Origin of the sequence: Streptomyces sp. SPB162 (assembly GCF_029504575.1) — a bacterium.
GTDB lineage: Bacteria > Actinomycetota > Actinomycetes > Streptomycetales > Streptomycetaceae > Actinacidiphila.
Window position 1 is genome coordinate 4,606,491 of record NZ_JAQFII010000001.1, and the last position, 22,796, is coordinate 4,629,286.

Genomic DNA, 22,796 nt, shown 5'->3' on the forward strand with positions numbered 1-22,796 from the left:
CTCCCACGCCTCCCTCCGGGAGCACCTCTCGATTTCCCGGGCACGGCCTGGCCAAGGGCCTCGCCGTCACCCTCAAGGCGATGACGCGCCGTTCCGTCACCGCGCAGTACCCCGACGTGCAGCCCGACCTGCCGCCGCGCAGCCGCGGCGTCATCGCGCTGTTCGAGGAGAACTGCACGGTCTGCATGCTGTGCGCGCGCGAATGCCCCGACTGGTGCATCTACATCGACTCCCACAAGGAGACGACTCCCGCCGCCACGCCCGGCGGGCGCGAGCGCAGCCGCAACGTGCTGGACCGCTTCGCCATCGACTTCTCGCTCTGCATGTACTGCGGGATCTGCATCGAGGTGTGTCCCTTCGACGCGCTCTTCTGGACGCCGGAGTTCGAGTACGCCGAGACCGACATCCTCGAACTGACCCATGAGCGCGACAAGCTCCGCGACTGGATGTGGACGGTGCCGGCCCCGCCCGCGCTGGACCCCGGCGCCGAGGAGCCCAAGGAGATCGCCGCCGCCCGCAAGGCGGCGGACAAGCTCATCGCCGCGCAGCAGGCCGAGCAGTCACCCCCGGAGAGCAGCGCATGAGCCTCGCAGCCGCCGCCGCGGCCCCTTCCGGGTTCCTCTCCCCGACCGGGGTCGAGATCGCCTTCGTTCTCGTCGGGATCGCCACCCTCGGCGCCGCCCTGGTCTCCGTCATCACCAAGCAGCTGGTGCACGCCGCGCTGTGGCTGGTGGTCGCGCTCGGCGGGATCGCCGTCGAGTACCTGCTGCTGACGGCGGAGTTCATCGCGTGGGTGCAGGTGCTGATCTACGTCGGTTCCGTCGTCGTCCTGATCCTGTTCGGGCTGATGCTGACCCGCGCTCCCATCGGCCGCTCGCCGGACGCGGATTCCGACAACCGCTGGGTGGCCGTCATCGTGGCGGCCGCCTCGGCGATCACCCTGGTCTGGGTGGTGGTCGACGCCTTCCGCACCACGTGGATCAATCTGGACGGGCCGGTCCAGGGTTCCACGAAGGTCACCGGGCAGACCCTCTTCCAGCACTGGGTGCTGCCGTTCGAGGCGCTCTCGGTGCTGCTGCTCGCCGCTCTGGTCGGTGCCATCGTGCTGTCGCGCAAGAACCAGGACCGCGACGAGACCCCAGAGCAGGACCAGGGCCGGACCCAGAGCCAGGGCCGGACCCAGAGCCAGAGCCGGAGCCAGAACCAGAACCAGTACAGCCCGGACAAGGAGAGCTGATGCACCTCGCTTATCCCGCTGTGCTCGCGGTCCTCCTCTTCTCCATCGGGCTGTACGGGGTGCTGGCCCGCCGCAACGCGATCCTCGTCCTGATGTCCGTCGAGCTGATGCTGAACGCGGTGAACCTCAACCTCGTCGCGTTCGACGTCTGGCTCCGCGACACCCTGCACGCCGGCCAGGCGCTGACGCTCTTCACGATCACCATCGCCGCCGCCGAGATCGGCATCGGCCTGGCGATCGTGCTGCTCGTCTACCGCAACCGCGGCAGTTCCGACGTCGACAAGCTCACCGACCTCGCCGAGACCGGACCCGCCGGACCCGGCCCGGCCGGCACGCCGGACGCGGCGGCAGACGAGAAGGCAGAGGCCACCGCGTGACCCTCACGACCCTTGCCGCGCTGGTCCCGCTGCTGCCGTTCCTCGGCGCCGCCGCCGGACTGCTGCTGGGCCGGCGCGCCCCCGGATTCGTCCGGCCGCTCGCCGTGCTGCCGACCGCCGCGGCCTTCGCGCTGGCCGCGATCGTCGCCGTGCGGCAGGGCAGCGGCGCGCCCACCGACGCGGCGACCCGGCTCACCCCGACCGGCTCGGTCCCCATCGACCTCGCCCTGCACCTGGACGGCTTCGCCGTCCTGATCGCGGTCCTCGTCGGCCTCGTCGCGACCTGCGTCCAGCTCTACTCGACGGCGTACCTGCGTGACGATCCCCGTTACCCCTCCTACGCCGCCCTGGTCTCCCTCTTCACCGCCGCCATGTTCCTGGTCGTCTACTCCGGCGACCTCATGGTGCTGCTGGTGGGCTGGGAGATCATGGGCATCTGCTCGTACTTCCTGGTCGGCCACTACTGGGAGACCGAGGTCGCCCGCGCCGCGTCCATGAAGGCGTTCCTCGTCACCAAGCTCGGCGACGTCCCCTTCATCATCGGCGTCTTCGCCCTCGCCACCGACGCGGGCACCTTCCGCATCAACGGGATCCTCACCGCCGCCACCCACGGCCAGCTGCAGCACCCGACGCTCATCGCCCTGCTGCTTCTGGCCGGAGTCGCGGGCAAGTCCGCCCAGTTCCCGCTGCACACCTGGCTGCCCGACGCGATGGCCGGCCCGACGCCGGTCTCCGCGCTGATCCATGCCGCGACCATGGTCGCGGCCGGCATCTACCTCGTCGCCCGGCTGCTGCCCGTCTTCACCGCCAGCGCGGCCGCGCTCACGGTCCTGGCGGTGATGGCCGCCGTCACCATGATCGGCTCGGGTCTCGCGGCCCTCGCCCAGGACGACATCAAGCGGGTGCTGGCCTACTCGACCATCGGTCAGCTCGGCTACATGGCCGGCGCGCTCGCCGTAGGCGACCGCAGCGCCGCCGTCTTCCACCTCCTGTCCCACGGCGCCTTCAAGGCGCTGCTCTTCCTCGGCGCGGGCGTGGTCATCCACGCCGCCGGCACCAACTCGCTGTCGGCGATGTCCCGCATGGGCGACCTCGGCAAGCGCGCCCCTGACGCCATGTGGACCATGGGCATCGCCCTGGCGGCGCTCGCCGCCCTGCCCCCCTTCTCCGGTTTCTTCTCCAAGGAATCGGTGCTGCGCGCCGCCGAGCACGCCTCCGGCGGCCACGCCGACGGCGTGCCGTCGGCGGTCGGCTGGACGGTGCTGGCCGCCGGTCTGATCACCGCCGTGCTCACCGCCGGCTATGCCACCCGGCTCTTCCTGCTCGCCTTCCGCGGCCGCGGCCCCCGAGCCGCCGACCACGGGCGCGAGCCCGTGATCATGAACGCCGTCCTGTGGGTGCTCGCCGTCCCCAGCGTCGCGTTCGGCATGGTCTCCCTCGTTCCGACGGTCTTCGACCTCCCGCAGTGGCTCGACGGCAACGAGCTGAAACCGACCCTCCTCACCTCCGTCCTCGGCATCGGCCTGGCCCTCGTCGGCGTCCTCGTCACCTACGGCGCCTGGACGGCCGGTGCCGCCCGCCGGTCCGCCGCCCCGATCGGCGCGATCGGGGCCGACGCGGACGCGGAGCCGGCCGAGGCGGAGGCGACGGCCATCGCCGCCCACACCGCCGTCTACGGCGACATCGCCGCGTCCGACGACCCGGCCGACCCGGGCAGGCTGCTCCTCGGCCGCCTGCACCGCCACGCCGCGCGCGGCTTCCACCTCGACGCCGTCTACACGGCGCTCTTCGTCCGACCGGTGCTGGCCGCCGCCACCCTCGTCCGCTTCCTCGACCGCGAGGTCGTCGAGACGTACGTACGGGGAGCGGGCGCGGTGCCGCGCCTGCTCGGCGCGGCCGTCCGGCGCGCCCAGACCGGAAATGTCCAGACCTATCTCAGCGCGCTGCTGGCCGGTGCCGTCGTACTCGCCGTCCTCGTCGCCGTCGGAGCGTGAGCCGTGAACGACACCGCCCTCCAGTACGTGCTCGCAGGCATCGTCGTCCTGCCCCTGCTCGGCGCCGTGGGAGCCCTGCTCCCGCCGCCGCCCGGCCTCAAGGGGCGCGACCCGGACCAGGCCGTGCTCCGCCACGGCGTCACGGTCACCGGCGCCGTACTGATCCTCGCGATCGTCCTCGCGGCCGGCTTCGACCACGACCACCCGGCGACGATGCAGGCCACCACCGACCTCAGCTGGATCCCCGCCCTCAACATCCACATCCATCTCGGCGTCGACGGCATCTCGCTCCCCCTGCTCGTCCTGACCGCGCTGCTGACCTTCCTCTGCGCGCTCTACAGCTACTTCAAGTTGCCCGCCGGCCCTTCTCCCAAGGCCTTCGTCGGTCTCCTCCTGCTCCTCGAGGCGGGCACGCTCAGCACCTTCGCCGTGCTGGACCTGATGCTCTTCTTCCTGGCCTTCGAGACCGTCCTCATCCCGATGTACTTCCTCATCGCCCGCTGGGGCGGCGCCGGCCGCGAGGCCGCCTCGCTGCGCTTCATCGTCTACACCCTCCTCGGTTCCGTGATCATGCTGCTGGGCCTGCTGCTCATCGGGGTGAAAGCGGGCACATTCGACATGGTGGCACTCGCCACTGACAACGGGTCATCGCTCGGTCACACCACGCAGTTGCTCGCGGTCCTCGCCATCGGCATCGGCTTCGCGATCAAGGCTCCGATGTGGCCGCTCCACAGCTGGCTCCCGGACGCCCATACCGCCGCCCCCACCGTCGGCTCCGTGCTGCTGGCCGGAGTCATGCTCAAGATGGGCACCTACGGGTTCGTCCGCATCGCGCTGCCCGCCGCCCCGGGCGGCATGCACACCTTCGCGCCCTACCTGGCCGCGTTCGCCGTCGTCGGCATCGTCTACGGGTCCCTCGCCTGCCTCGCACTGGCCCGCAAGGGAGCGGGCGGCGACCTCAAGCGCCTCATCGCCTACTCCTCCGTCGGCCACATGGGCTTCGTGCTGCTCGGCATCGCGTCCCTCACCCCGACCGGCGTGAACGGCGCGCTCTTCGCCAACGTCGCCCACGGCCTCATCACCGGCCTGCTCTTCTTCCTGGTGGGCGCCATCAAGGACCGCTACGGGACGAGCGACCTCGACCGCCTCACCGGGGAGAACGGCGCGGCCCTGTACGGCAGGGCGCCCCGCCTCGGCGGGCTGCTGGCCTTCGCCGCCGTCGCCTCGCTCGGCCTGCCGGGGCTGGCCGGCTTCTGGGGCGAGATGCTCGCCATGTTCGGCGCCTTCAAACCCGCCGACGGGCTCAGCCGCCCCACCTACCTGGTGTTCACGGCGGTCGCCGCGTTCGGCACGCTGCTCACCGCCGCGTACCTGCTGACCGTCGTGCGCCGCGTCTGCATGGGGGACAAGAGCACCGCCGAGTCCGGCCAGCCGGTCCTGTCCGACGTCCACGGCTACGAGTTCGCCGCCTGGACCCCGCTCGCCGCCCTCACCGTCCTCGCCGGCCTCTGGCCCGCGGCCCTCCTCGGCCTCACCGACCCGGCCGTGCGCTCGCTCCTCGGAGGCAGCTGATGAGCATCCCCGTCATTGCCTTCCCCGCGACCGGCACCCACGCGGCGGACAGTCTCGCCGCCGACCCCGTCACCTCCCTCGTGCAGTCCGTGGACTGGGTCGCCATCGCCCCTGCGGCGATCCCCGCGGCCGTCGCGCTCGTCATCCTGGTCGCCGACCTGTTCCTTCCCAAGGAGCGGAAAGCGCTGCTGGGCTGGGTCGCCGTCGTCGGCCTCACCCTGGCCGCGCTCGCCCTCGGCCCGCTGCGGGCCGGCCACCGCAGAACGTTCTGCCTCACCGTCGACGCCGGTGAGTGCTCCTACGTGGCCGACCACTTCACGGTCGTCGTCCAGCTCCTCGTCATCGGCGGCGCGCTGCTGACGGCGCTGCTCTCCCTGCACGACATGGAGAAGTACCCGGCCGGCGAGTACTGGTTCCTGCTGCTGTCCTCGGCCGCCGGAGCAGCCCTGCTGCCCGCCTCCCGGGATCTCGCGACCCTGGTCGTCGCCCTCGAGGTCACGACGCTGCCCGCCTTCGCGCTCGTCGGCATCAAACGCGGCGACCGGCTGTCCTCCGAGGCCGCGCTCAAGTTCTTCCTCTCCTCCGTGGCGGCGACCGCCGTCACGCTGCTCGGCGTCAGCTTCGTGTACGCCGCCACCGGCACCCTCCATCTGGCGTCCATCGCGGACGGCCTGGGCGACGTACAGCCGCAGCTCGCGACGCTCGCGAAGGTCGGCGCGATCCTCACCCTCGTGGGCTTCGCCTTCAAGCTCGCCGCCGCGCCCTTCCACTTCTGGGTCCCCGACACCTACGTGGGCGCGCCGCTGCCGATCGCCGCGTACCTGTCCGTCGTCGGGAAGGCCGCCGGATTCTCCGGCCTCATCCTCGTCACCGTGATCGCGTTCGAACCGTACGCCGACGTCTGGGGCCCGGTCGTCGCCGTACTGGCCGCCCTGACGATGACGGTCGGCAACGTGGCCGCCCTGCGCCAGCGGGCCGGGTACGCGCACAGCGCGGTGCGGCTGCTGGCCTGGTCCTCCATCGGCCAGGCGGGCTACCTGCTGGTGCCGATCGCGGCCGCCGCGTACTCCGACGACCCGGAGCACCAGATCGGCACCACCGTCGCGTACGCCCTGATGTACGCGGCCGTGAACCTCGGTGCCTTCGCCGTGGCCGCCGTGGTCGCCGGAACGGCCCCCGCCAACCGCCTGACCGACTACCGGGGGCTGTACGCCCGCCGCCCGCTGACGGCTCTCGCGCTGGCGTTCTTCCTGCTCTGCCTGGCCGGGCTGCCGCCCGGCGTCATCGGGCTCTTCGCCAAGGTCGCCGTCTTCTCGTCGATCGTCGGCACGGGACCGGCCTGGCTGGCCGTCGTCATGGCCGTCAACGTGGTCATCGCGCTCGTCTACTACCTGCGCTGGACCGCGATCCTGTTCGCGAAGCCGGAACCGGCGGCGGAGCCGGGGTCGGAGACGGGGCCGAGGGCGGCCCCCGCCACCCGGACGCCCGCCCCGCTCATCGCGGCGATCGCCCTCACCGCGATCCTCGGCGTCGTGCTCTCCGGCGTCCCCCAGCTGGTCCTGCGCTACGCCTCGGGGGCGCTGCTCTGACCCCGCCCGGGGCTTGTGCACAAGGGAACCAGCGGTCCTCCGGTGGCGTTGACCAGTACAGGAGGTTCTCCTAAGAGGGGAGAAGGTTCCCCTGCCGCACACCTTGGAGGGCGCACCGTGCACCGCCGGCACAATGGGCTGAAGACCGCCGTACTCCTCGGCGGCCTGTCCGCACTCATCCTCGTCATCGGCAGTTTCTTCGGCCGTACGGGGCTCATTGTCGCGCTCGTCATCGCGATCGGCACGAACGCCTACGCGTACTGGAACAGCGACAAGCTGGCTCTACGCGCGATGCGCGCCCGGCCCGTCAGCGAGTTCGAGGCGCCCGCGCTCTACCGCATGGTCCGCGAGCTCTCCACCGCCGCGCGACAGCCCATGCCGCGGCTGTACATCTCGCCCACCGAAGCGCCCAACGCCTTCGCCACCGGACGCAATCCGCGCAATGCGGCGGTCTGCTGCACCGACGGAATCCTGCGGATCCTGGACGAGCGCGAGCTGCGCGGCGTGATCGGCCACGAGCTGAGCCATGTCTACAACCGCGACATCCTCATCTCGTCCGTCGCCGGCGCGCTCGCCTCCGTCGTCATGTTCCTCGTCAACTTCGCCTGGCTGATCCCGGTCGGCCGGTCCAACGACGACGACGGCCCCGGCATCCTCGGCATGCTGCTGCTGATGATCCTCGGCCCGCTGGCCGCCTCCGTCATCCAGCTCGCCGTCAGCCGCTCCCGCGAGTACGAGGCCGACGCCTCCGGCGCCCGCCTCACCGGCGACCCGCTCGCCCTGGCCAGCGCGCTGCGCAAGCTGGACGCGGGCACCAAGCAGCTGCCGCTGCCGCCTGAGCCGCGCCTCGAGACCGCCAGCCATATGATGATCGCGAACCCGTTCCGGCCCGGCACCACGTCGAAACTGTTCTCCACCCACCCCCCGATGGCCGAGCGCATCGCGCGCCTCGAACAGATGGCAGGACACCGCCCATGAAGACGATCCTGAACATCATCTGGCTGGTGCTCTGCGGCGTCTGGATGGCGCTCGCCTACGCCGTCGCGGGCGTGATCTGCTGCATCCTGATCATCACGTTCCCGTGGGGCGTGGCGTCCTTCCGCATCGCCAACTACGCCCTGTGGCCCTTCGGCCGCACCACCGTGGAGCGCCGCGACGCGGGAGCGGGCTCGCTCCTCGGCAACATCGTCTGGATCGTGTTCGCCGGCTGGTGGCTGGCGCTGGGCCACATCGTGACCGGGATCGCCCTGTGCCTGACGATTATCGGCATCCCGTTCGGCATCGCGAACTTCAAGATGATCCCGCTCTCGCTGCTCCCGCTGGGCCGGGAGATCGTCCCGACGGACCGGCCGTTCGCGACGCGCTGAGCCGCACCGGGCGGCGGCTCAGCGCGTGACGAACCGCGTCGGACACCGCGTGACGAACCGCGTGACGGACACCGCGTGACGGGCTAACCCGCGGCGTCGACGAGCCGCTCGAAGAGGAACTCGTGCTGCAGGAACGACGTGTCGTACTCGTGCCCGGGATACGGCGGGATCAGCTGCGCCGCCTGGATCAGCCGCCAGCCGTCGCACAGCGCGGCCACCCCCGTCTCGTACGGCGGCTCGTCGCTGTCCCCGGTGGTCGGCGACGTGGCCCCGGTCCCGTCGTAGGCGGACCACCCCACCACCCGGGAGTCCAGCGCCGAGGTGGCCAGGTACAGCACGAGGACCCGCTGCCGCAGTGTGCTCATCTCGCTCATGCTCCGTTCTTCACGTGCTGGGGGACGACGCGCCGCGGCCGGTTGGCGACCCGCGTCATCCAGTGGTCCATGTCGTACGCGTTGTCGCCGGTCAGCGCCCGCCACAGCTTGATCCGGTTGTGGAACTCCAGCCGCGCGGCGGCCGCTTCGTACCAGGGGAAGTGCGTGCCGAGCTCGGCGGCGACCGCCGGGTCGGCGAGGTCGCCGGTGTCCCACAGCCGCAGCTGCCGCACCGTCGGGTTGAACCGGATCTTGAACATGTAGCGCGCGACGTCACTGTCGTTGCGCCGTCCGCCGTGCCAGATGCCGTGGTGCAGGAAGACCACGGTCCCGGCCGGGCACACCAGCCGCGTCTGCCCGCGCAGGTTCTGGTAGCGGCCGGTGTCGCTCTCGTTCGTGCGCCGCAGATGGCTGCCCGGCACGCTCAGCGTGCCGCCCATCTCCAGCGTCACCGCCTGCGGGTAGTACATGAGCTGCACGTCGAACGCGTCGGGCCGTACGTCGATGATCGCGTCGGCGTGCAGCGGCTGCGCGTGCCCGTCCCGGGGCTGCCGGATGTGCACCGCGTGATGGTCGACGGTCGGCCCGGGGCCCACGAGGCTGCGCAACGCGCCCGCCACCGCCGGAAGTTCGACGAGGTCGCGGGCGAACGACCCCCGCTCGTACGCCTCCGCAAGCGGTGTCCCGTACGGCACGTCCGGTACCCCGGCGGACAGGACGTCCATGGCCCGCGCGTTCATCTCCTCGGGCACCACAGCGTCCATGCGCAGCGAGCCGTGCGCCACGAAGTGCGCCATCTGAGGGGAGCTCAACAGGTGACTGGTTTCCGTGCTGGTTTCCGTGCTGGTTTCCATGCGCCAACGGTAGGGAGAAGAACCCAGTCGGCGCGTGGGTAGCATTCCCCACTACTGGTACGTTTTCACCATGGACGCCGTCGCCCTCCACCTCGACGAGCCGCCCCGGGTGGTGAACCTCGGGGTCGGCGTCCACGGCCCCGCCGGCCACACCGACGTCTTCCGGCTCCCCGACCTGTGGCAGCTGCACCTCTACCGGTACACGGCGGACCTCACCGTCGACGGCACCCCGCACGCCATCCGGCCCGGCCGCGTCAGCCTCGTACCGCCCGGCGCGACCGTCAGGTACCGCTACCGGGGCCGCTCAGAACACCTCTACGCCCATCTGCGCATCGCGGACGCGGGCGAGCCCCTCAGCGTCCCCGTCGTCCAGGACGCGGGCGCGCAACTACCCATGCTCTCCGCGCTGATGCTGCAGGCCGTGGCCGCCCAGCCCGGCCCCGCCCGCGCGGACGGCGGCCGAGATATGGGCCGTCCTGTGGCGCGTGGCCCACCTCACGGCCCCGCCCGCGTCCGACGGCCCGCACCCCGCCGTGGCCGCCGCCATCGCGCACATCGAGTCGCACCTCGCCGACCCGCTGACCGTCCCCGGCATCGCCCGCGCGGCCGGCGTCTCGCACAACCACCTCACGCGGCTCTTCCGCGCCGCGACCGGGGACACCGTCGTCGCCCACATCCGGCGCCGCCGCCTGGAACGGGCCCGGCACCTGCTGGTCGAGTCCACGCTCTCCATCGCGGCCGTCGCCGCCTCGGTCGGTATCGCGGACCTCCAGGCCTTCAACAAGGCCTGCCGCCGGGAACTGGGCGCCTCCCCGCGCGCCGTCCGGGAACGCCCCCGAACGCGGTGAGGGCGGCAACTGGGGATTTCCCCAATTGCCGCCCTCATCCACCCCACCGCTTCCCCCGACGGGTCAGCGGTAGTTCACGTACTGCAGCGCGAAGTCGAAGTCCTTGCCCTTCAGCAGCGCCTGTACGGCCTGCAGATCGTCCCGGCTCTTCGAGCTGACCCGCAGCTCGTCGCCCTGGACCTGCGCCTTGATGCCCTTCGGGCCCTCATCGCGGATGATCTTCGCGACCTTCTTGGCGTTGTCCTGCGAAATCCCCTCCTCGATCGAGGCGAAGATCTTGTACTCCTTGCCGGAGAGCTGCGGCTCACCGGCGTCCAGCGACTTGAGCGAGATCCCGCGCTTGACCAGCTTGGTCTCGAAAACGTCGAGAATCGCCTTGACGCGCTCCTCCGAGTTCGCCTGCATCAGGATCTTCTCGCCCGACCAGTCGATCGAGGCCCCGACGTTCTTGAAGTCGTAGCGCTGCGAGATTTCCTTCGCGGCCTGGTTGAGGGCGTTGTCGACCTCCTGCCGCTCGACCTTCGAGACGATGTCGAAACTGGAGTCGGCCATCTTCAGTTGGCTCCTTGGCTGTGATCCGTCAGTACCGCGACCCGTCCCCGGACCGCCCTCCCAGCCTAGCCACCGCACCCGCCCCGGACACCGATCAATGAGGTGGCGAACCACCCCCGCGCATCGGGTATCGTTTACGTCGTTGCCACAGACCACGATCAAAAGTGAGCTGCGGCGGCTTCCCTGGCGGTGTGCCCGAGTGGCCAAAGGGAGCAGACTGTAAATCTGCCGGCTCAGCCTACCCAGGTTCGAACCCTGGCGCCGCCACGGTATTGGAACGGCCCCTGATCTGCGGAAACGCGGATCAGGGGCCGTTTTTTTGCGTTGTTCTCGCGTGACCGCTCCGTGGGGCTCGCATGTGACGCACGGCCTGTTCACAGCACCGCGTCCGCATGCGCTGGGGTGGTGCTTAGCTGTCCACCCAGACCGGTGAGCCGGCCGGCCGCCTCAGTCGCCCGAGACGCCGAAGACACCCAGGTGGGTGGGCACGCCCTCGGTGTGGAGGACGACATAGCAGCCCGTCCAGCGCTCTTCGCACTCGCCGAGCAGGCTCTGCTCGTAGGCCTGGTGGCTCATCGCGTCGTTGGCGGCGGCGACGAGCTCCGCGTACCGCTGGACCGTCGGGAGGTCCGTGCCGAAGTGGTGGGTGACGCGGTCCGCTGCCAGGGGGCGCAGGGCGCCGTCCTGGTCGGCGTCGGCGGTGAGAACGGTCCTGGGGATGTCGAGCACCGTGTGCGTGCCCTCCGTTCCCATGAACTCCTCGTCCTCATACAGCTCCGCCAGGCTCCCGTAGCTGTCGCCGTCGCCGTACTCCTCCTCGAACACCCTGGCCTTCAAGGCGACTACCGCCGCCTTGACGTCCCCGTCGTACGCGGTGACGTAGTTCCATCCGCTGGCACCCATGACGCCGTTCCCTCCCAGAAGATCCGTGAACGGCGTCACGCTAGCGGTGGGGTCCGACAACGCCCGGGGGTCAGTTGCCGGCGATGTCCTTCACCGCGACGGGGATCGGGGTGGGTCCGGTGACGGCTTCCAGGGTGAGGCCGGCCGTGGACGGGGTGTCCAGGAGTTCGGCGAGGACGGCTGCCACGTCGTCGCGGGGGATGGGGCCCCGACCGGTCTTCGCCGCCAGCCGGACGCGGCCGGTGCCGGGGTCGTCGGTGAGGGCCCCGGGGCGCAGGATCGTCCAGTCGAGGCCCTGGCGGGCACTCACATCGGCGTCGGCCGCCGTCTTGGCGCGCAGGTACTCGGCGAAGACGGGGTCGGTGCCGGGGGCCGGGTCGGCTCCCGCTCCCATCGACGAGACGATGACGTAGCGACGGCACCCGGCCCGCTCGGCCGCGTCCGCGAAGAGCACGGCCGCGGCGTGGTCGACGGAGTTCTTGCGCTCCGGGCCGCTGCCCGGCCCCGCGCCCGCCGCGAAGACGGCCGCGTCCGCGCCGCGCAGGGCCGCCGCGACGTCGTCGACGGAGGCCGACTCCAGGTCGCAGACGATCGGCTCGGCGCCCGCGGCCCGCAGGTCGTCAGCCTGCTCGGGTTTGCGGATGATGCCCGCCACGTCGTCTCCGCGCGCGGCGAGCAGTCGCTCCAGCCGCAACGCGATCTGTCCATGTCCACCTGCGATCACAATGCGCATGGTGGCGACGCTACGCCCGCTGGGCATCTCGCGCGCGGGACCGGCGCGAACGGATCACCATCGGGTGACTTCCCGGCCGGTCGCCCGGAGGGGACACAGTGGCGGACACGCCGTCAGGGGGCTTCAGGCCAGCCCGTCGTCGCTGCGCGACTGGCGGGGCAGGTCGAGGGCGGCGGTGGTCGCCGAGTCGCAGTACTCGCGGACGGCGCTGGTGCGGGAGACCACCCGGCCGCGGTGGATGACGATGCGGCTGTAGGCGAGGGAGAGCACTCCTTCGATGCGCTCCCCGCGCACGGCGAGCAGTTCGGCGGGAAAGCCCGCCTCCACCCGGACCTCGGGCAGCCCCAGGACCGCCCGCGCCTGGCCGCTGACCGCGTCGTAGGCGTCCGCCGCACCGCATTCGCCGTAGGAGGTGAGGAGGAAGGCGGCCTCCAGGGGGTCGCCGCGTCCCACGGGGTTGGCCAGGTCGCGCAGCGACCCGCTGCCCGCCGCCACGCGCACGCCGGCCGCGCGCAGTTCGCGCACCGGGGTGAGCAGGCCCGAGGCGCCGCGCCGGGAGGACTCCAGCGCTCCGCAGCCGCCCTGCGGCAGGCAGACGACGCTGACGCCGGCCGCGGAGAGCTGGCTCGCGGCACGGGTGGCGGCAGCCTGCGGGAGGCGGGCGAGGCCGTTGCAGGGGCCGATGACGACGCCGGGGCGCAGTCCGCCGGCCATGGCGGTGAGCCGGGCCAGCCGGGCCGGATCGTCGCCTTGCGTGTGCAGGTCCACGGGGAGGCCGAACTCGGCCGCGACGGCGAGGACGGCCTCGGCGTAGCCGCTCGGGTCAGGGTCGAGGTCCGGGCAGCCGCCGACGACGCCGGCGCCCATCTTGAGCGCGTCGCGCAGCGCGGCGAGCCCGTCCGCGCCGGCCACGCCGGTGAGCAGCCGCGGGACGGCGACGGCGTGCAGATCGACGAGCCCGCGCAGCGCGCGGCGGGCCTGGAGCACGGCGGCGAGGGTGCCGAGGCCCTGGATGTCACCGATCCTGACGTGGGTGCGGACGGCCGTGGCGCCGTGCCCGAGTTGGAGCAGCGCGGCCTCGGTGACGCGCCGTTGCACGTCCTCGGGCTCGTACGAGGGCGGCCCCGAGGCGACGCTCGCGTCGGCCGTGAGCGCGGCGTCGAGGTGTGCGTGCGGTTCGGCGGGCGCGGGGAGCAGGAGGTAGCCGCGCAGGTCGATGCGGGCCCCGTCGGAGTCTTTGAGCTCGGTGGCGGCGGTGAGGCTGCCCGCGGTGCCGACGGCCTCGATACGGGCCCCGCTCAGCCGCACGTCGACCGTGCGGCCGTCGGTGAGATGGGCACCGCACAGCAGCAGCGTGGTGGTCTCGGCGGCGGTGCCGCGCTGGTTCTCGGTCATCGCGCTCCTCCGGTACTGCGGCTCTCGGGCGGGAGGCAAGATCACGCAGGGACGGAACGAGCCTATGGGGCAGCTCACGCAGGGTCCGGGAGGAGGTCAATAGTCGTACTGGCGTGGTCGATCGGGGGTGTGCCGAGGGGTGCTCACGAGGTGTCGCCGTCCGTGTGGAGGGCTGCGGAACGTCGGCTCGCGGGACCTCGGAACGTCGGCTCACCGGGCCCCGGAACGGGCTCCTGGAGGGCCCCGGAACGGGCTCCCGACGGGGTCCGAACGGGCTACGGAAGCGCCCGAAGTGTGTCGTGAGATATGGATTTCACCTTCGGCTGCGGACCGTGTAATGTCTTCCTCGCTCGCCCCAATAGCTCAGTCGGTAGAGCGTCTCCATGGTAAGGAGAAGGTCTGCGGTTCGATTCCGCATTGGGGCTCTGATGGATCGACCACCCACCGCTTGGTGGGGGTCAGTTCATCGCAGCGGTGTAGCTCAGTTGGTAGAGCAAGCGGCTCATAATCGCTGTGTCACCGGTTCAAGTCCGGTCACCGCTACCCTGCGTAGTCGTAGTCGATTGTGGGTTTAGACCTTCAATCGGCTACTCTCGTTGTGTTCATATACCCATCCGTTCGTCAAGGAGCACTCACGTGGCCGCCACCGACGTCCGCCCGAAGATCACGCTGGCCTGCGTGGAGTGCAAGGAGCGGAACTACATCACCAAGAAGAACCGGCGTAACGACCCGGACCGTCTTGAGATGAAGAAGCACTGCCCGCGCTGCAACGCGCACACCGCGCACCGCGAAACGCGCTGACAACAGGCCGTAATACACTGCGAGGCCGTCCCCATTCTTGGGGGCGGCCTCGTGGCGTTGCGCCGCCCTTTCGCCGGAAGCGGCATGATCAACTCGAACGTCACCCCGAACGCCAGCGTCAACACGGCGACCGGCATCATGATGACCATCGCGATGTCCACCATTCCGATGGCCACCGTCCTGATCAGCATCCCGTAGCCGGAGGTACCGATGGCACTGGACCAGTCCTTCGTCGGGCGGAGCTATCCGCCCACCGCCCCCTATGAGGTGGGCCGGGAGAAGATCCGCGAGTTCGCCGAGGCGGTGGGCGATCTCAATCCCGCGTACACCGATCCCGACGCCGCCAGGGCGCTCGGGCATCCGGATGTGATCGCGCCGCCGACGTTCGCGTTCTCGATCACGTTCAAGGCCGCCGGCATGGTCGTCCAGGACCCCGAGTTGGGCCTGGACTACAGCCGGGTTGTCCACGGTGACCAGCGCTTCGTCCACTCGCGCCCGGTGCGCGCGGGGGACCGGCTCACCGTCGTCTCGCACATCGACTCGATCAAGTCCCTCGCGGGGAACGACGTCCTGTCGGTCCGCGGCGAGGTGCACGACGAGAACGGCGAGCACGTGGTGACGGCGTACACGATGCTCGTGGCCCGCGCCCAGGAAGGGGTGTGACCGGGATGACGGCGAAGGTCTCCTACGACGAGGTCGAGGTCGGCACCGAGCTTCCGGCGCAGACGTTTCCTGTGAGTCGCGCCACGCTCGTGCGCTACGCGGGTGCGTCCGGTGACTTCAACCCGATCCACTGGAACGAGCGGTTCGCGAAGGAGGTCGGGCTGCCCGACGTCATCGCGCACGGCATGTTCACGATGGCCTCCGCGATCCGCGTGGTCACCGACTGGGTCGGCGACCCGGGCGCGGTCGCCGAGTACGGCGTGCGGTTCACGAAGCCCGTCGTCGTCCCGGACGACGACAAGGGCGCGGTGATCGAGGTCTCGGCCAAGGTCGCCGCCAAGCTGGACGACGAGGCGCGCACGGTCCGGGTGGACCTGGTGGCCACCTCGGCCGGCCAGAAGGTGCTGGGCCTGTCCCGCGCCGTGGTCCGGCTGGCCTGAGGGCGCACATGCTGAGCGCGGCCCGCTGAGCGCGACCTGTGTTGCACAGAGCCCGCTGAACGGTGGGGGAAGGACTTCTCCGGAAGTCCTTCCCCACTGCTTGACGAAGTTAGTTAGTAGTCACTACCTTAAGGACATGGCGAAGACGAGCATGCGGATGAGTGCGGAGGACCGGCGCGAGAGCGTCATCCGTGCCGCGGTGACCGAGTTCGCCAAAGGTGGCTACTTCGGGACGTCCACGGAAGCGATCGCCCGCCGCGTCGGGGTCTCGCAGCCGTATCTGTTCCGACTGTTCCCCACCAAGGTGGACCTCTTCAAGGCGGCCGCGAACCGCTGTTTCGACCGTACCCTCGCCACCTTCGAGCAGGCCGCGGAGGGCCTGGAGGGGGAGGCCGCGCTGGCGGCCATGGGGCAGTCCTACGGCGAGATGATCGAGGAGGACCGCGATGTCCTTCTCCTGCAGATGCAGGTCTACGTCGCCGCCGCGGCGTCGGGTGACGGCGAGGTGGCCGAGCTGGTCCGCGGCCGATGGCTCGCGATGTGGGACATGGTGCGCGCCCGCACCGGTCTCGACGACGAGTGGATGAACAAGTTCTTCTCGACCGGGATGCTGATCAACACGCTGGTGTCGCTGGGGATCCCCTCGGACGACCGCTGCTGGCTGGGCTTCCCGTTCGAAGAGCCGACCGCCTGACGTACCGGACCTGACGTACCAAACGTGACGTACCGAACGTGACGTACCGAACGTGACGCGCCAAACCTGACGCACCGGACCTGACGCACCGGAACGGCCCTGGGGCCGGGCTCGATAGAGGATCGGCACGCATTCGTGTATCCGCAGAAATTAGTGACTGATAACTAATCCCCGGGAGGGGTCATGCAGGAGCACCAGCAGCAGGAGACAGGACAGGAGACGGGCGTCCGACGCGGCACCGCCGTGTGGGCCCTGATCATCACCAGCCTCGCCGGGTTCATGGCGAGCCTGGACAACCTCGTCGTCACCACCGCACTGCCCTCCATCCGCAAGGACCTCGGCGGAGCGCTCGAGGACCTCGAATGGACGGTGAGCGCCTACACCCTCACGTTCGCGGTCCTCCTGATGTTCGGCGCGGCGCTCGGCGACCGGTTCGGCCGCCGCAGGCTCTTCACCGTCGGCCTCGGCCTGTTCACCGCGGCCTCCGCCGCCGCCGCGCTCGCCCCCGGCATGGGCGAGCTGATCGCCGCGCGCGCCGCCCAGGGCGTCGGCGCCGCGATCATGATGCCGCTGACCCTCACCCTGCTCTCCGCCACCGTCGCTCCGGAGCGCCGCGGCATGGCGTTCGGCATCTGGAGCGCGGTCAACGGTCTCGCGGTGGCCACGGGGCCGCTCATCGGCGGCACCCTCACCGAGCACTTCTCCTGGCAGTGGATCTTCTGGCTGAACGTGCCGATCGGACTGCTCCTGCTGCCCCTCGCCCGGCTCCGCCTGAACGAGAGCCATGGCCCGAACTCCCGCCTCGACGTCCCCGGCACCGCGCTCGCCAGCGCCGGTCTCTTCGGTATCGTCTACGCCCTCATCCGTGGCAACGCCGACGGCTGGACCAGCCCCTCCGTCCTGACCGGGATGATCGCCGGCGCCGCGCTCATCGTGGCCTTCGTCGCCTACGAGAACCGTGCCGCGCACCCCATCCTGCCGATGCGGCTCTTCCGCAACCGCGCCTTCAGCGCGGTGAACGCGGCCAGCCTGCTGATGTTCCTGGGTATGTTCGGCTCGATCTTCCTGCTCAGCCAGTTCCTGCAGAACGTGTCCGGCTACTCGCCCATGGAAGCCGGCGTCCGGATGCTCCCCTGGACGGCCATGCCGATGATCGTCTCGCCCATCGCGGGCATCCTCTCCGACCGCATCGGCGGCCGCCCGATCATCGCCGCCGGGCTGGCGCTCCAGGCCGTGGGCCTCGCGCTCTTCGCCCTCGTCGTCACGACGGACGTCTCCTACTCGGCCCAGCTGCCCGCGCTGATCGTCAGCGGCATCGGGATGGCGATGTACTTCGGGCCCACCGCCAACGTCGTGATGTCCAGCGTGCGTCCCGAGGAACAGGGCATAGCCTCCGGCGCCAACAACGCGTTCCGTGAGCTCGGCGGCGCCCTCGGCGTCGCGATCCTCGCCTCCGTCTTCTCCTCCCAGGGCGGCTACGAGTCCGCCACCCGCTACGTCGACGGCCTGGTGCCCGCACTGTGGGTCGGCGCGGTCGCCGTCGGCGCCGCGGCGGTCGCCGCGGTGCTCATCCCGAGGCGGCGCAAGGCGACGGCCGCGGCCGACGCCGAGCCGCAGCGGATCCTGGAGCCGGTCGCCTGACCGGCGACGGACGTACGCCGAGGGGGGACCGGTCCGCCGGTCCCCCCTCGGCGTCCCCGTAGGGTGGACGGCGTGCACGTTACCCACGACACCCCCCTCGCCCCCCTGACGACCTTCCGGCTCGGCGGCCCCGCCGCCCGCCTCGTGACGGCCACCACCGACGCGGAGGTCGTCGAGGCGGTCCGCGAGGCCGACCGCGCCGGCACGCCGCTCCTGGTGATCGGCGGCGGCAGCAACCTCGTCATCGGCGACGCCGGATTCGACGGCACCGCGCTGCGCATCGCCACCACCGGCTTCACCCTCGACGGCACCGCGCTGGAACTGGCGGCCGGCGAGGTGTGGAGCGACGCGGTGGCCAGGACCGTCGAGGCGGGCCTGGCCGGCGTCGAGTGCCTGGCGGGCATCCCCGGATCCGCGGGGGCGACGCCGATCCAGAACGTCGGGGCGTACGGGCAGGACGTGTCGGCGACGGTCACCGAGGTCGTCGCCTACGACCGGCGCGAGGACGAGACGGTGACCATCGCCGCCGCCGACTGCGGCTTCGCCTACCGCGACAGCCGCTTCAAGGCCGACCCCGAGCGGTACGTCGTGCTGCGGGTGCGGTTCGGTCTCGAGGACGCGGGCGGTCTGTCGGCGCCGGTGAAGTACGCGGAGGTGGCCCGCGCCCTGGGCGTGGAGGCGGGGGACCGGGTTCCGGTGGCCACCGCCAGGAAGACGGTGCTGGAGCTGCGCGCCGGCAAGGGGATGGTGCTGGACCCGGCCGACCACGACACCTGGTCAGCGGGTTCGTTCTTCACCAACCCGATCCTGACGGAACAGGAGTTCGCGGCGTTCGTCAGCCGAGTGCACGACCGGCTCGGCGCCGACACCGAACCGCCCGCCTACCCGGCGGGCGACGGGCTGCGGAAGACGTCGGCGGCCTGGCTGATCGACCGCGCAGGCTTCGCCAAGGGGTACGGGGACGGCCCGGCCCGCATCTCCGGCAAGCACACCCTGGCGCTGACCAACCGGGGTCAGGCGAAGACGGACGATCTACTGGCCCTCGCCCGCGAGGTCCGCGACGGAGTGCGGTCCGCCTTCGGCGTCACGCTCGTCAACGAACCGGTGATGGTCGGCGCCCGCCTGTGAGACCGGGCGGTGCCGTCGGAAAGACCATCGCTACAGGGAGCCGGCCCGCCGCACCCGCTCCCACTCGACGGTGTTCAGCGTGGCTATGAGCAGCGCGAGCAGCCCCAGCGCCCCCACCGCGGGCAGTCTCGCCGCGAGTGGGGGAGCAGGGCGAGGACGACGGCGGAGGCCGCCAGCCGGGTCGTCGACCACAGGCGGAACATCCGCCACCGGGTGTAGCCGAAGACGGCCAGGAAGAGTGCGCAGCCCCCGAAGAGCAGCCCGGCCACTCCCGTTCCGAGCCGGGCCGCCGGGTGCGCGACCGCGTCGTGCATGCCGACCGCCACCGCGATCACCCCGCCGAGGAAGCCGAGGTGGGCGTAGGACAGCACCTCGCGGATGGTGTCGACCTGCCGGTCGGAGGTGGCCAGCGCGTGCTGGATGGCGCTCGCCGCGAACGCGAAGTACACCCACCACAGGCCGGCCGCCAGGGCGAAGGCCGCGGCGACGGCGGTGAGCTCGGCCGCGTCCAGGTGCGCGGCGGCGGACGCCGGGGCGCCGATCGCCACGATCGACTCGCCGAGCGCGATGATCAGGAACAGTCCGAAGCGCTCCGGCAGGTGTCCGGCGTGGAACCGCACCCGGGAGAGCCGGTGGCGCAGCAGGAACGGCATCGACAGGTCGATCAGCGCCGCCGACCCCCACAGCGCGGTGCGGGCCGGGCCGTCGAGGAAGCCGCCCGCCAGCAGCATCGGGCCGGTCAGGCAGGCACCGACGGCGAAGGCGCTGAACCGTACGTCCTGCCAGCGCAGCACCAGCAGGTGGAGCACCACCCGGGCGGCCCAGTACGAGGCCCCGTAGAGCACCCCGCGCCCGTCGTACGCCAGCGGCAGCGCCAGCCCCATGAACAGGGCGCTGAGTCCGACGGCGAAGATCCCGATCCGGTCCACCGGATTGTCGACGTCCTGCCGGTTGGCGTGCAGGGACATCCCCACCCACGCCCAGTAGGGCGGCACGAACGCGATGAGCGCCCGGCCGACCCCCGCCCACGAGTGGTCCTCGTGCAGCAGCGCGCTCACCTGCGTGATCGCGAACACGAACACCAGGTCGAAGAACAACTCCGCCCAGGTGACCCGCTTTTCGTCCTCGGCCATCCCCGCCCCCGTACCCCCGGAGCTCCCACGGCTCCAACGGCGGCCGACTGTACTGCGGCGGCCCGAGCGCCGGAGCAGCGGTCAGGCCGGCAGAGCCAGCCAGTCCTCGATGCCGGCCAGCAGCCGATCCCGCACGTCCGCGGGGGCCGCCGAGCCGCGTACCGACTGCCGGGCCAGCTCCGCCAGCTCCTCGTCGGTGAAGGCGTGCGCGTCACGGGCGATGTCGTACTGCGCGGCGAGGCGGGAGCCGAAGAGCAGCGGGTCGTCGGCGCCCAGCGCCATCGGTACGCCCGCGTCGAAGAGCGTGCGCAGCGGCACGTCCTCCGGCTTCTCGTAGACGCCCAGCGCGACATTGGACGCCGGGCAGACCTCGCAGGTGATCTGCCGCTCTGCGAGCTTCCTCAGCAGCCGCGGGTCCTCCGCGGCCCGGACGCCGTGCCCCACACGGCCGGCGTGCAGGTCGTCCAGGCAGTCGCGGACGCTGCTGGGCCCGGCGAGCTCACCGCCGTGCGGCGCCGCGAGGAGGCCGCCGTCGCGGGCGATGGCGAAGGCGCGGTCGAAGTCGCGGGCGAACCCGCGGCGCTCGTCGTTGGACAGGCCGAAGCCGACGACGCCCCGGTCGGCGTAGCGCACCGCGAGCCGGGCCAGGGTGCGGGCGTCGAGCGGGTGCTTCATGCGGTTGGCGGCGACGATGACGGCCATGCCGACGCCGGTGTCCCTGGAGGCGGTGTGCACCGCGTCCAGGATGACCTCCATGGTCGGGATGAGGCCGCCGAGCCGGGGCGCGTACGACGTCGGGTCGACCTGGATCTCCAGCCATCCGGAGCCGTCCCGGGCGTCCTCCTCGGCGGCCTCGCGGACCAGCCGCTGGATGTCCTCGGCGGTGCGCAGGCATGAGCGCGCGCTGTCGTAGAGCCGCTGGAAGCGGAACCAGCCCCGCTCGTCGGTGGCCCGTAGCTTCGGCGGCTCGCCCGAGGTGAGCGCGTCGGGGAGGTGCACACCGTGCAGATCCGCGAGCTCCAGCAGGGTCTCGGACCGCATGGAGCCGGTGAAGTGCAGATGGAGATGGGCCTTGGGGAGCAGACGGACATCACGTGCCATCCCAAGATCCTGCCGTACGGGTGACGCTGTCCGGTACCGCTTTCACCGAACGGGGGCTTGCCCGAACGCGGGAACGGGCCCCCGGCAGCAGCCGGGGGCCCGTCTCAGGAGAGCGATCGGAGAGCGGTCAGTCGCGGGCCTCGCCGAACAGCTTCTGGATCCGGGAGACGCCCTCGACGAGGTCCTCGTCGCCCAGGGCGTAGGAAAGCCGCAGGTAGCCGGGGGTACCGAAGGCCTCACCCGGAACGACGGCGACCTCGACCTCGTCCAGGACGAGGGCCGCCAGCTCGACCGAGGTCTGCGGGCGCTTGCCGCGGATCTCCTTGCCGAGCAGCTGCTTCACCGACGGGTAGACGTAGAACGCGCCCTCGGGAGTGGGGCACACCACACCGTCGATCTCGTTCAGCATCCGCACGATGGTCTGCCGCCGCCGGTCGAAGGCGGTGCGCATCTCGGCGACCGCGTCCAGGTTCCCGGAGACCGCGGCCAGCGCGGCCGCCTGGGCGACGTTGCTGACGTTGGAGGTGGCGTGCGACTGCAGGTTCGTCGCGGCCTTGATGACGTCCTTGGGGGCGATCATCCACCCGACGCGCCAGCCGGTCATGGCGTACGTCTTGGCGACGCCGTTGACGACGATGCACTTGTCGCGCAGCTCGGGGAGGATCGCCGGCAGCGAGGTGAACGCCGCGTCGCCGTACACGAGGTGCTCGTAGATCTCGTCGGTGAGCACCCACAGGCCGTGCTCGACGGCCCAGCGGCCGATCGCCTCGGCGTCGGCCTCGTTGTAGACGGCGCCCGTCGGGTTGGACGGCGAGACGAAGAGGACGACCTTGGTGCGCGCGGTACGGGCCGCCTCCAGCTGCTCGACCGAGACCCGGTAGCCGGTCGTCTCGTCCGCGACGACGTCGACGGGCACGCCGCCCGCGAGCCGGATCGACTCCGGGTACGTGGTCCAGTACGGCGCCGGGACGATGACCTCGTCGCCCGGGTCGAGGATCGCGGCGAAGGCCTCGTAGATGGCCTGCTTGCCGCCGTTGGTGACCAGCACCTGGGAGGCGTCGACCTCGTAGCCCGAGTCGCGCAGCGTCTTGGCGGCGATGGCGGCCTTGAGCTCCGGCAGCCCGCCGGCCGGGGTGTAGCGGTGGAACTTGGGGTTGCGGCACGCCTCCACCGCGGCCTCGACGATGTAGTCGGGGGTCGGGAAGTCCGGCTCGCCGGCACCGAAGCCGATGACCGGACGCCCGGCGGCCTTGAGGGCCTTCGCCTTGGCGTCCACGGCGAGTGTCGCGGACTCGGAGATCGACCCGACGCGGGCCGACACCCGACGGTCGGAGGGGGACTGTTCGGGGGGAGTGGCAGCGGTCATGACTGCATGCTCCCAGACGGCGTACCGGCCCGGC

General features: G+C 71.2%; 23 protein-coding genes, 3 tRNA genes and 1 pseudogene. 18 read left to right on the top strand and 9 right to left on the bottom strand.

Translation table 11 applies throughout. The annotated features are described in order from the left end of the window. The first annotated feature begins 80 nt into the window (after positions 1–80). The 8 genes from M2266_RS21120 (at position 81) to M2266_RS21155 (ending at position 8,136) form a co-directional block, all read left to right on the top strand. On the top strand, positions 81–584 hold the full coding sequence (locus M2266_RS21120) for an NADH-quinone oxidoreductase subunit I (protein WP_277439599.1): 504 nt from the start codon (positions 81–83) through the stop codon (positions 582–584). Continuing rightward, the gene (locus tag M2266_RS21125) at positions 581–1,237 is read left to right on the top strand and encodes an NADH-quinone oxidoreductase subunit J (RefSeq protein ID WP_277439600.1); all 657 of its coding nucleotides are present in this window, start codon (positions 581–583) and stop codon (positions 1,235–1,237) included. Before M2266_RS21120 ends, M2266_RS21125 begins: the two co-directional genes overlap by 4 nt. Further along, a complete protein-coding gene (gene nuoK / locus M2266_RS21130; protein WP_277439601.1) occupies positions 1,237–1,614 on the top strand; it encodes an NADH-quinone oxidoreductase subunit NuoK in 378 nt (125 codons plus the stop codon). The genes M2266_RS21125 and nuoK overlap by 1 nt, the downstream gene beginning before the upstream one ends. Further along, positions 1,611–3,608 (top strand): NADH-quinone oxidoreductase subunit L, encoded by a 1,998-nt coding sequence (locus M2266_RS21135; protein WP_277439602.1) that lies wholly within the window; start codon positions 1,611–1,613, stop codon positions 3,606–3,608. The genes nuoK and M2266_RS21135 overlap by 4 nt, the downstream gene beginning before the upstream one ends. Positions 3,609–3,611: 3 nt before the next feature. Beyond that, the gene (locus M2266_RS21140) at positions 3,612–5,180 is read left to right on the top strand and encodes an NADH-quinone oxidoreductase subunit M (protein WP_277439603.1); all 1,569 of its coding nucleotides are present in this window, start codon (positions 3,612–3,614) and stop codon (positions 5,178–5,180) included. Beyond that, positions 5,180–6,769: an NADH-quinone oxidoreductase subunit N gene (locus M2266_RS21145; protein WP_277439604.1), complete on the top strand. Its 1,590-nt coding sequence runs from the start codon at positions 5,180–5,182 to the stop codon at positions 6,767–6,769. Before M2266_RS21140 ends, M2266_RS21145 begins: the two co-directional genes overlap by 1 nt. A 117-nt stretch (positions 6,770–6,886) precedes the next feature. After that, positions 6,887–7,747, top strand: coding sequence for a zinc metalloprotease HtpX (gene htpX, locus M2266_RS21150; RefSeq protein ID WP_277439605.1), 861 nt, complete (start codon positions 6,887–6,889; stop codon positions 7,745–7,747). Then, positions 7,744–8,136, top strand: a complete 393-nt coding sequence (locus M2266_RS21155) for a YccF domain-containing protein (protein WP_277439606.1) — start codon at positions 7,744–7,746, stop codon at positions 8,134–8,136. The genes htpX and M2266_RS21155 overlap by 4 nt, the downstream gene beginning before the upstream one ends. Before the next feature lie 83 nt (positions 8,137–8,219). Here the strand turns inward: M2266_RS21155 and M2266_RS21160 are convergent, their stop codons facing one another. Then, positions 8,220–8,510: a hypothetical protein gene (locus tag M2266_RS21160; RefSeq protein ID WP_277439607.1), complete on the bottom strand. Its 291-nt coding sequence runs from the start codon at positions 8,508–8,510 to the stop codon at positions 8,220–8,222. Then, positions 8,507–9,364, bottom strand: coding sequence for a phytanoyl-CoA dioxygenase family protein (locus M2266_RS21165; RefSeq protein WP_277439608.1), 858 nt, complete (start codon positions 9,362–9,364; stop codon positions 8,507–8,509). The genes M2266_RS21160 and M2266_RS21165 overlap by 4 nt, the downstream gene beginning before the upstream one ends. A 70-nt stretch (positions 9,365–9,434) precedes the next feature. On the opposite strand from M2266_RS21165, the pseudogene M2266_RS21170 reads away from it, so the two are divergent. Next, positions 9,435–10,212 (top strand): annotated as a pseudogene (locus M2266_RS21170) (AraC family transcriptional regulator). A 63-nt stretch (positions 10,213–10,275) separates the two neighbouring features. Here M2266_RS21170 and M2266_RS21175 read toward each other — a convergent pair. Next, positions 10,276–10,764, bottom strand: a complete 489-nt coding sequence (locus M2266_RS21175) for a YajQ family cyclic di-GMP-binding protein (protein ID WP_138352869.1) — start codon at positions 10,762–10,764, stop codon at positions 10,276–10,278. Positions 10,765–10,949: 185 nt separating this feature from the next. Between M2266_RS21175 and M2266_RS21180 the strand changes: the two genes are divergently transcribed. Further along, positions 10,950–11,031: transfer RNA gene (locus M2266_RS21180), tRNA-Tyr, on the top strand. A gap of 180 nt (positions 11,032–11,211) precedes the next feature. Here the strand turns inward: M2266_RS21180 and M2266_RS21185 are convergent. From M2266_RS21185 to M2266_RS21195, 3 genes are all read right to left on the bottom strand, one after another. Continuing rightward, positions 11,212–11,667: a hypothetical protein gene (locus M2266_RS21185; protein WP_277439609.1), complete on the bottom strand. Its 456-nt coding sequence runs from the start codon at positions 11,665–11,667 to the stop codon at positions 11,212–11,214. A 70-nt stretch (positions 11,668–11,737) separates the two neighbouring features. Beyond that, a complete protein-coding gene (locus M2266_RS21190; protein ID WP_277439610.1) occupies positions 11,738–12,400 on the bottom strand; it encodes an NAD(P)H-binding protein in 663 nt (220 codons plus the stop codon). A gap of 123 nt (positions 12,401–12,523) precedes the next feature. Next, complete coding sequence (locus M2266_RS21195; RefSeq protein ID WP_277439611.1) at positions 12,524–13,795, bottom strand: amidohydrolase family protein; 1,272 nt, start codon at positions 13,793–13,795, stop codon at positions 12,524–12,526. Positions 13,796–14,147: 352 nt separating this feature from the next. Here M2266_RS21195 and M2266_RS21200 point away from each other — a divergent pair. The 8 genes from M2266_RS21200 (at position 14,148) to M2266_RS21235 (ending at position 19,162) form a co-directional block, all read left to right on the top strand. Next, positions 14,148–14,220 (top strand) — tRNA-Thr (locus M2266_RS21200). Between the two features lie 45 nt (positions 14,221–14,265). Continuing rightward, positions 14,266–14,338 (top strand) — tRNA-Met (locus M2266_RS21205). Positions 14,339–14,431: 93 nt separating this feature from the next. Beyond that, positions 14,432–14,596: a 50S ribosomal protein L33 gene (rpmG, locus tag M2266_RS21210; RefSeq protein WP_004571794.1), complete on the top strand. Its 165-nt coding sequence runs from the start codon at positions 14,432–14,434 to the stop codon at positions 14,594–14,596. Between the two features lie 210 nt (positions 14,597–14,806). After that, positions 14,807–15,259, top strand: coding sequence for a MaoC family dehydratase N-terminal domain-containing protein (locus tag M2266_RS21215; RefSeq protein WP_250977255.1), 453 nt, complete (start codon positions 14,807–14,809; stop codon positions 15,257–15,259). 5 nt (positions 15,260–15,264) lie between these two features. Beyond that, positions 15,265–15,699 carry a MaoC family dehydratase gene (locus M2266_RS21220; RefSeq protein WP_277441289.1) on the top strand — a complete coding sequence of 145 codons (435 nt, stop codon included), beginning with the start codon at positions 15,265–15,267 and terminating at the stop codon, positions 15,697–15,699. 136 nt (positions 15,700–15,835) lie between these two features. Then, positions 15,836–16,393: a TetR/AcrR family transcriptional regulator gene (locus tag M2266_RS21225; protein ID WP_277439612.1), complete on the top strand. Its 558-nt coding sequence runs from the start codon at positions 15,836–15,838 to the stop codon at positions 16,391–16,393. Positions 16,394–16,576: 183 nt separating this feature from the next. Continuing rightward, complete coding sequence (locus M2266_RS21230) at positions 16,577–18,034, top strand: MFS transporter (RefSeq protein ID WP_277439613.1); 1,458 nt, start codon at positions 16,577–16,579, stop codon at positions 18,032–18,034. A 72-nt stretch (positions 18,035–18,106) separates the two neighbouring features. Next, the gene (locus tag M2266_RS21235) at positions 18,107–19,162 is read left to right on the top strand and encodes a UDP-N-acetylmuramate dehydrogenase (protein ID WP_277439614.1); all 1,056 of its coding nucleotides are present in this window, start codon (positions 18,107–18,109) and stop codon (positions 19,160–19,162) included. Positions 19,163–19,245: 83 nt separating this feature from the next. On the opposite strand, the gene M2266_RS21240 is transcribed toward M2266_RS21235, so the two are convergent. From M2266_RS21240 to M2266_RS21250, 3 genes are all read right to left on the bottom strand, one after another. Continuing rightward, positions 19,246–20,295 (bottom strand): low temperature requirement protein A, encoded by a 1,050-nt coding sequence (locus M2266_RS21240; protein WP_277439615.1) that lies wholly within the window; start codon positions 20,293–20,295, stop codon positions 19,246–19,248. 81 nt (positions 20,296–20,376) lie between these two features. Next, a complete protein-coding gene (locus tag M2266_RS21245; protein WP_277439616.1) occupies positions 20,377–21,396 on the bottom strand; it encodes an adenosine deaminase in 1,020 nt (339 codons plus the stop codon). A gap of 127 nt (positions 21,397–21,523) precedes the next feature. Next, positions 21,524–22,762, bottom strand: a complete 1,239-nt coding sequence (locus M2266_RS21250; protein WP_277439617.1) for a pyridoxal phosphate-dependent aminotransferase — start codon at positions 22,760–22,762, stop codon at positions 21,524–21,526. Between the last annotated feature and the right edge of the window lie 34 nt (positions 22,763–22,796).

What these genes read in the sequence shown, in the direction of transcription:
- M2266_RS21120 (WP_277439599.1), top strand. Translation starts at nt 81, where the DNA reads ATGACGCGCCGTTCCGTCACCGCGCAGTACCCCGACGTGCAGCCCGAC.
- M2266_RS21125 (WP_277439600.1), top strand. Translation starts at nt 581, where the DNA reads ATGAGCCTCGCAGCCGCCGCCGCGGCCCCTTCCGGGTTCCTCTCCCCG.
- nuoK (WP_277439601.1), top strand. Translation starts at nt 1,237, where the DNA reads ATGCACCTCGCTTATCCCGCTGTGCTCGCGGTCCTCCTCTTCTCCATC.
- M2266_RS21145 (WP_277439604.1), top strand. Translation starts at nt 5,180, where the DNA reads ATGAGCATCCCCGTCATTGCCTTCCCCGCGACCGGCACCCACGCGGCG.
- M2266_RS21155 (WP_277439606.1), top strand. Translation starts at nt 7,744, where the DNA reads ATGAAGACGATCCTGAACATCATCTGGCTGGTGCTCTGCGGCGTCTGG.
- M2266_RS21160 (WP_277439607.1), bottom strand. Translation starts at nt 8,510, where the DNA reads ATGAGCGAGATGAGCACACTGCGGCAGCGGGTCCTCGTGCTGTACCTG.
- M2266_RS21165 (WP_277439608.1), bottom strand. Translation starts at nt 9,364, where the DNA reads ATGGAAACCAGCACGGAAACCAGCACGGAAACCAGTCACCTGTTGAGC.
- M2266_RS21175 (WP_138352869.1), bottom strand. Translation starts at nt 10,764, where the DNA reads ATGGCCGACTCCAGTTTCGACATCGTCTCGAAGGTCGAGCGGCAGGAG.
- M2266_RS21185 (WP_277439609.1), bottom strand. Translation starts at nt 11,667, where the DNA reads ATGGGTGCCAGCGGATGGAACTACGTCACCGCGTACGACGGGGACGTC.
- M2266_RS21190 (WP_277439610.1), bottom strand. Translation starts at nt 12,400, where the DNA reads ATGCGCATTGTGATCGCAGGTGGACATGGACAGATCGCGTTGCGGCTG.
- M2266_RS21195 (WP_277439611.1), bottom strand. Translation starts at nt 13,795, where the DNA reads ATGACCGAGAACCAGCGCGGCACCGCCGCCGAGACCACCACGCTGCTG.
- M2266_RS21215 (WP_250977255.1), top strand. Translation starts at nt 14,807, where the DNA reads ATGGCACTGGACCAGTCCTTCGTCGGGCGGAGCTATCCGCCCACCGCC.
- M2266_RS21220 (WP_277441289.1), top strand. Translation starts at nt 15,265, where the DNA reads ATGACGGCGAAGGTCTCCTACGACGAGGTCGAGGTCGGCACCGAGCTT.
- M2266_RS21225 (WP_277439612.1), top strand. Translation starts at nt 15,836, where the DNA reads ATGGCGAAGACGAGCATGCGGATGAGTGCGGAGGACCGGCGCGAGAGC.
- M2266_RS21230 (WP_277439613.1), top strand. Translation starts at nt 16,577, where the DNA reads ATGCAGGAGCACCAGCAGCAGGAGACAGGACAGGAGACGGGCGTCCGA.
- M2266_RS21240 (WP_277439615.1), bottom strand. Translation starts at nt 20,295, where the DNA reads ATGGCCGAGGACGAAAAGCGGGTCACCTGGGCGGAGTTGTTCTTCGAC.
- M2266_RS21245 (WP_277439616.1), bottom strand. Translation starts at nt 21,396, where the DNA reads ATGGCACGTGATGTCCGTCTGCTCCCCAAGGCCCATCTCCATCTGCAC.
- M2266_RS21250 (WP_277439617.1), bottom strand. Translation starts at nt 22,762, where the DNA reads ATGACCGCTGCCACTCCCCCCGAACAGTCCCCCTCCGACCGTCGGGTG.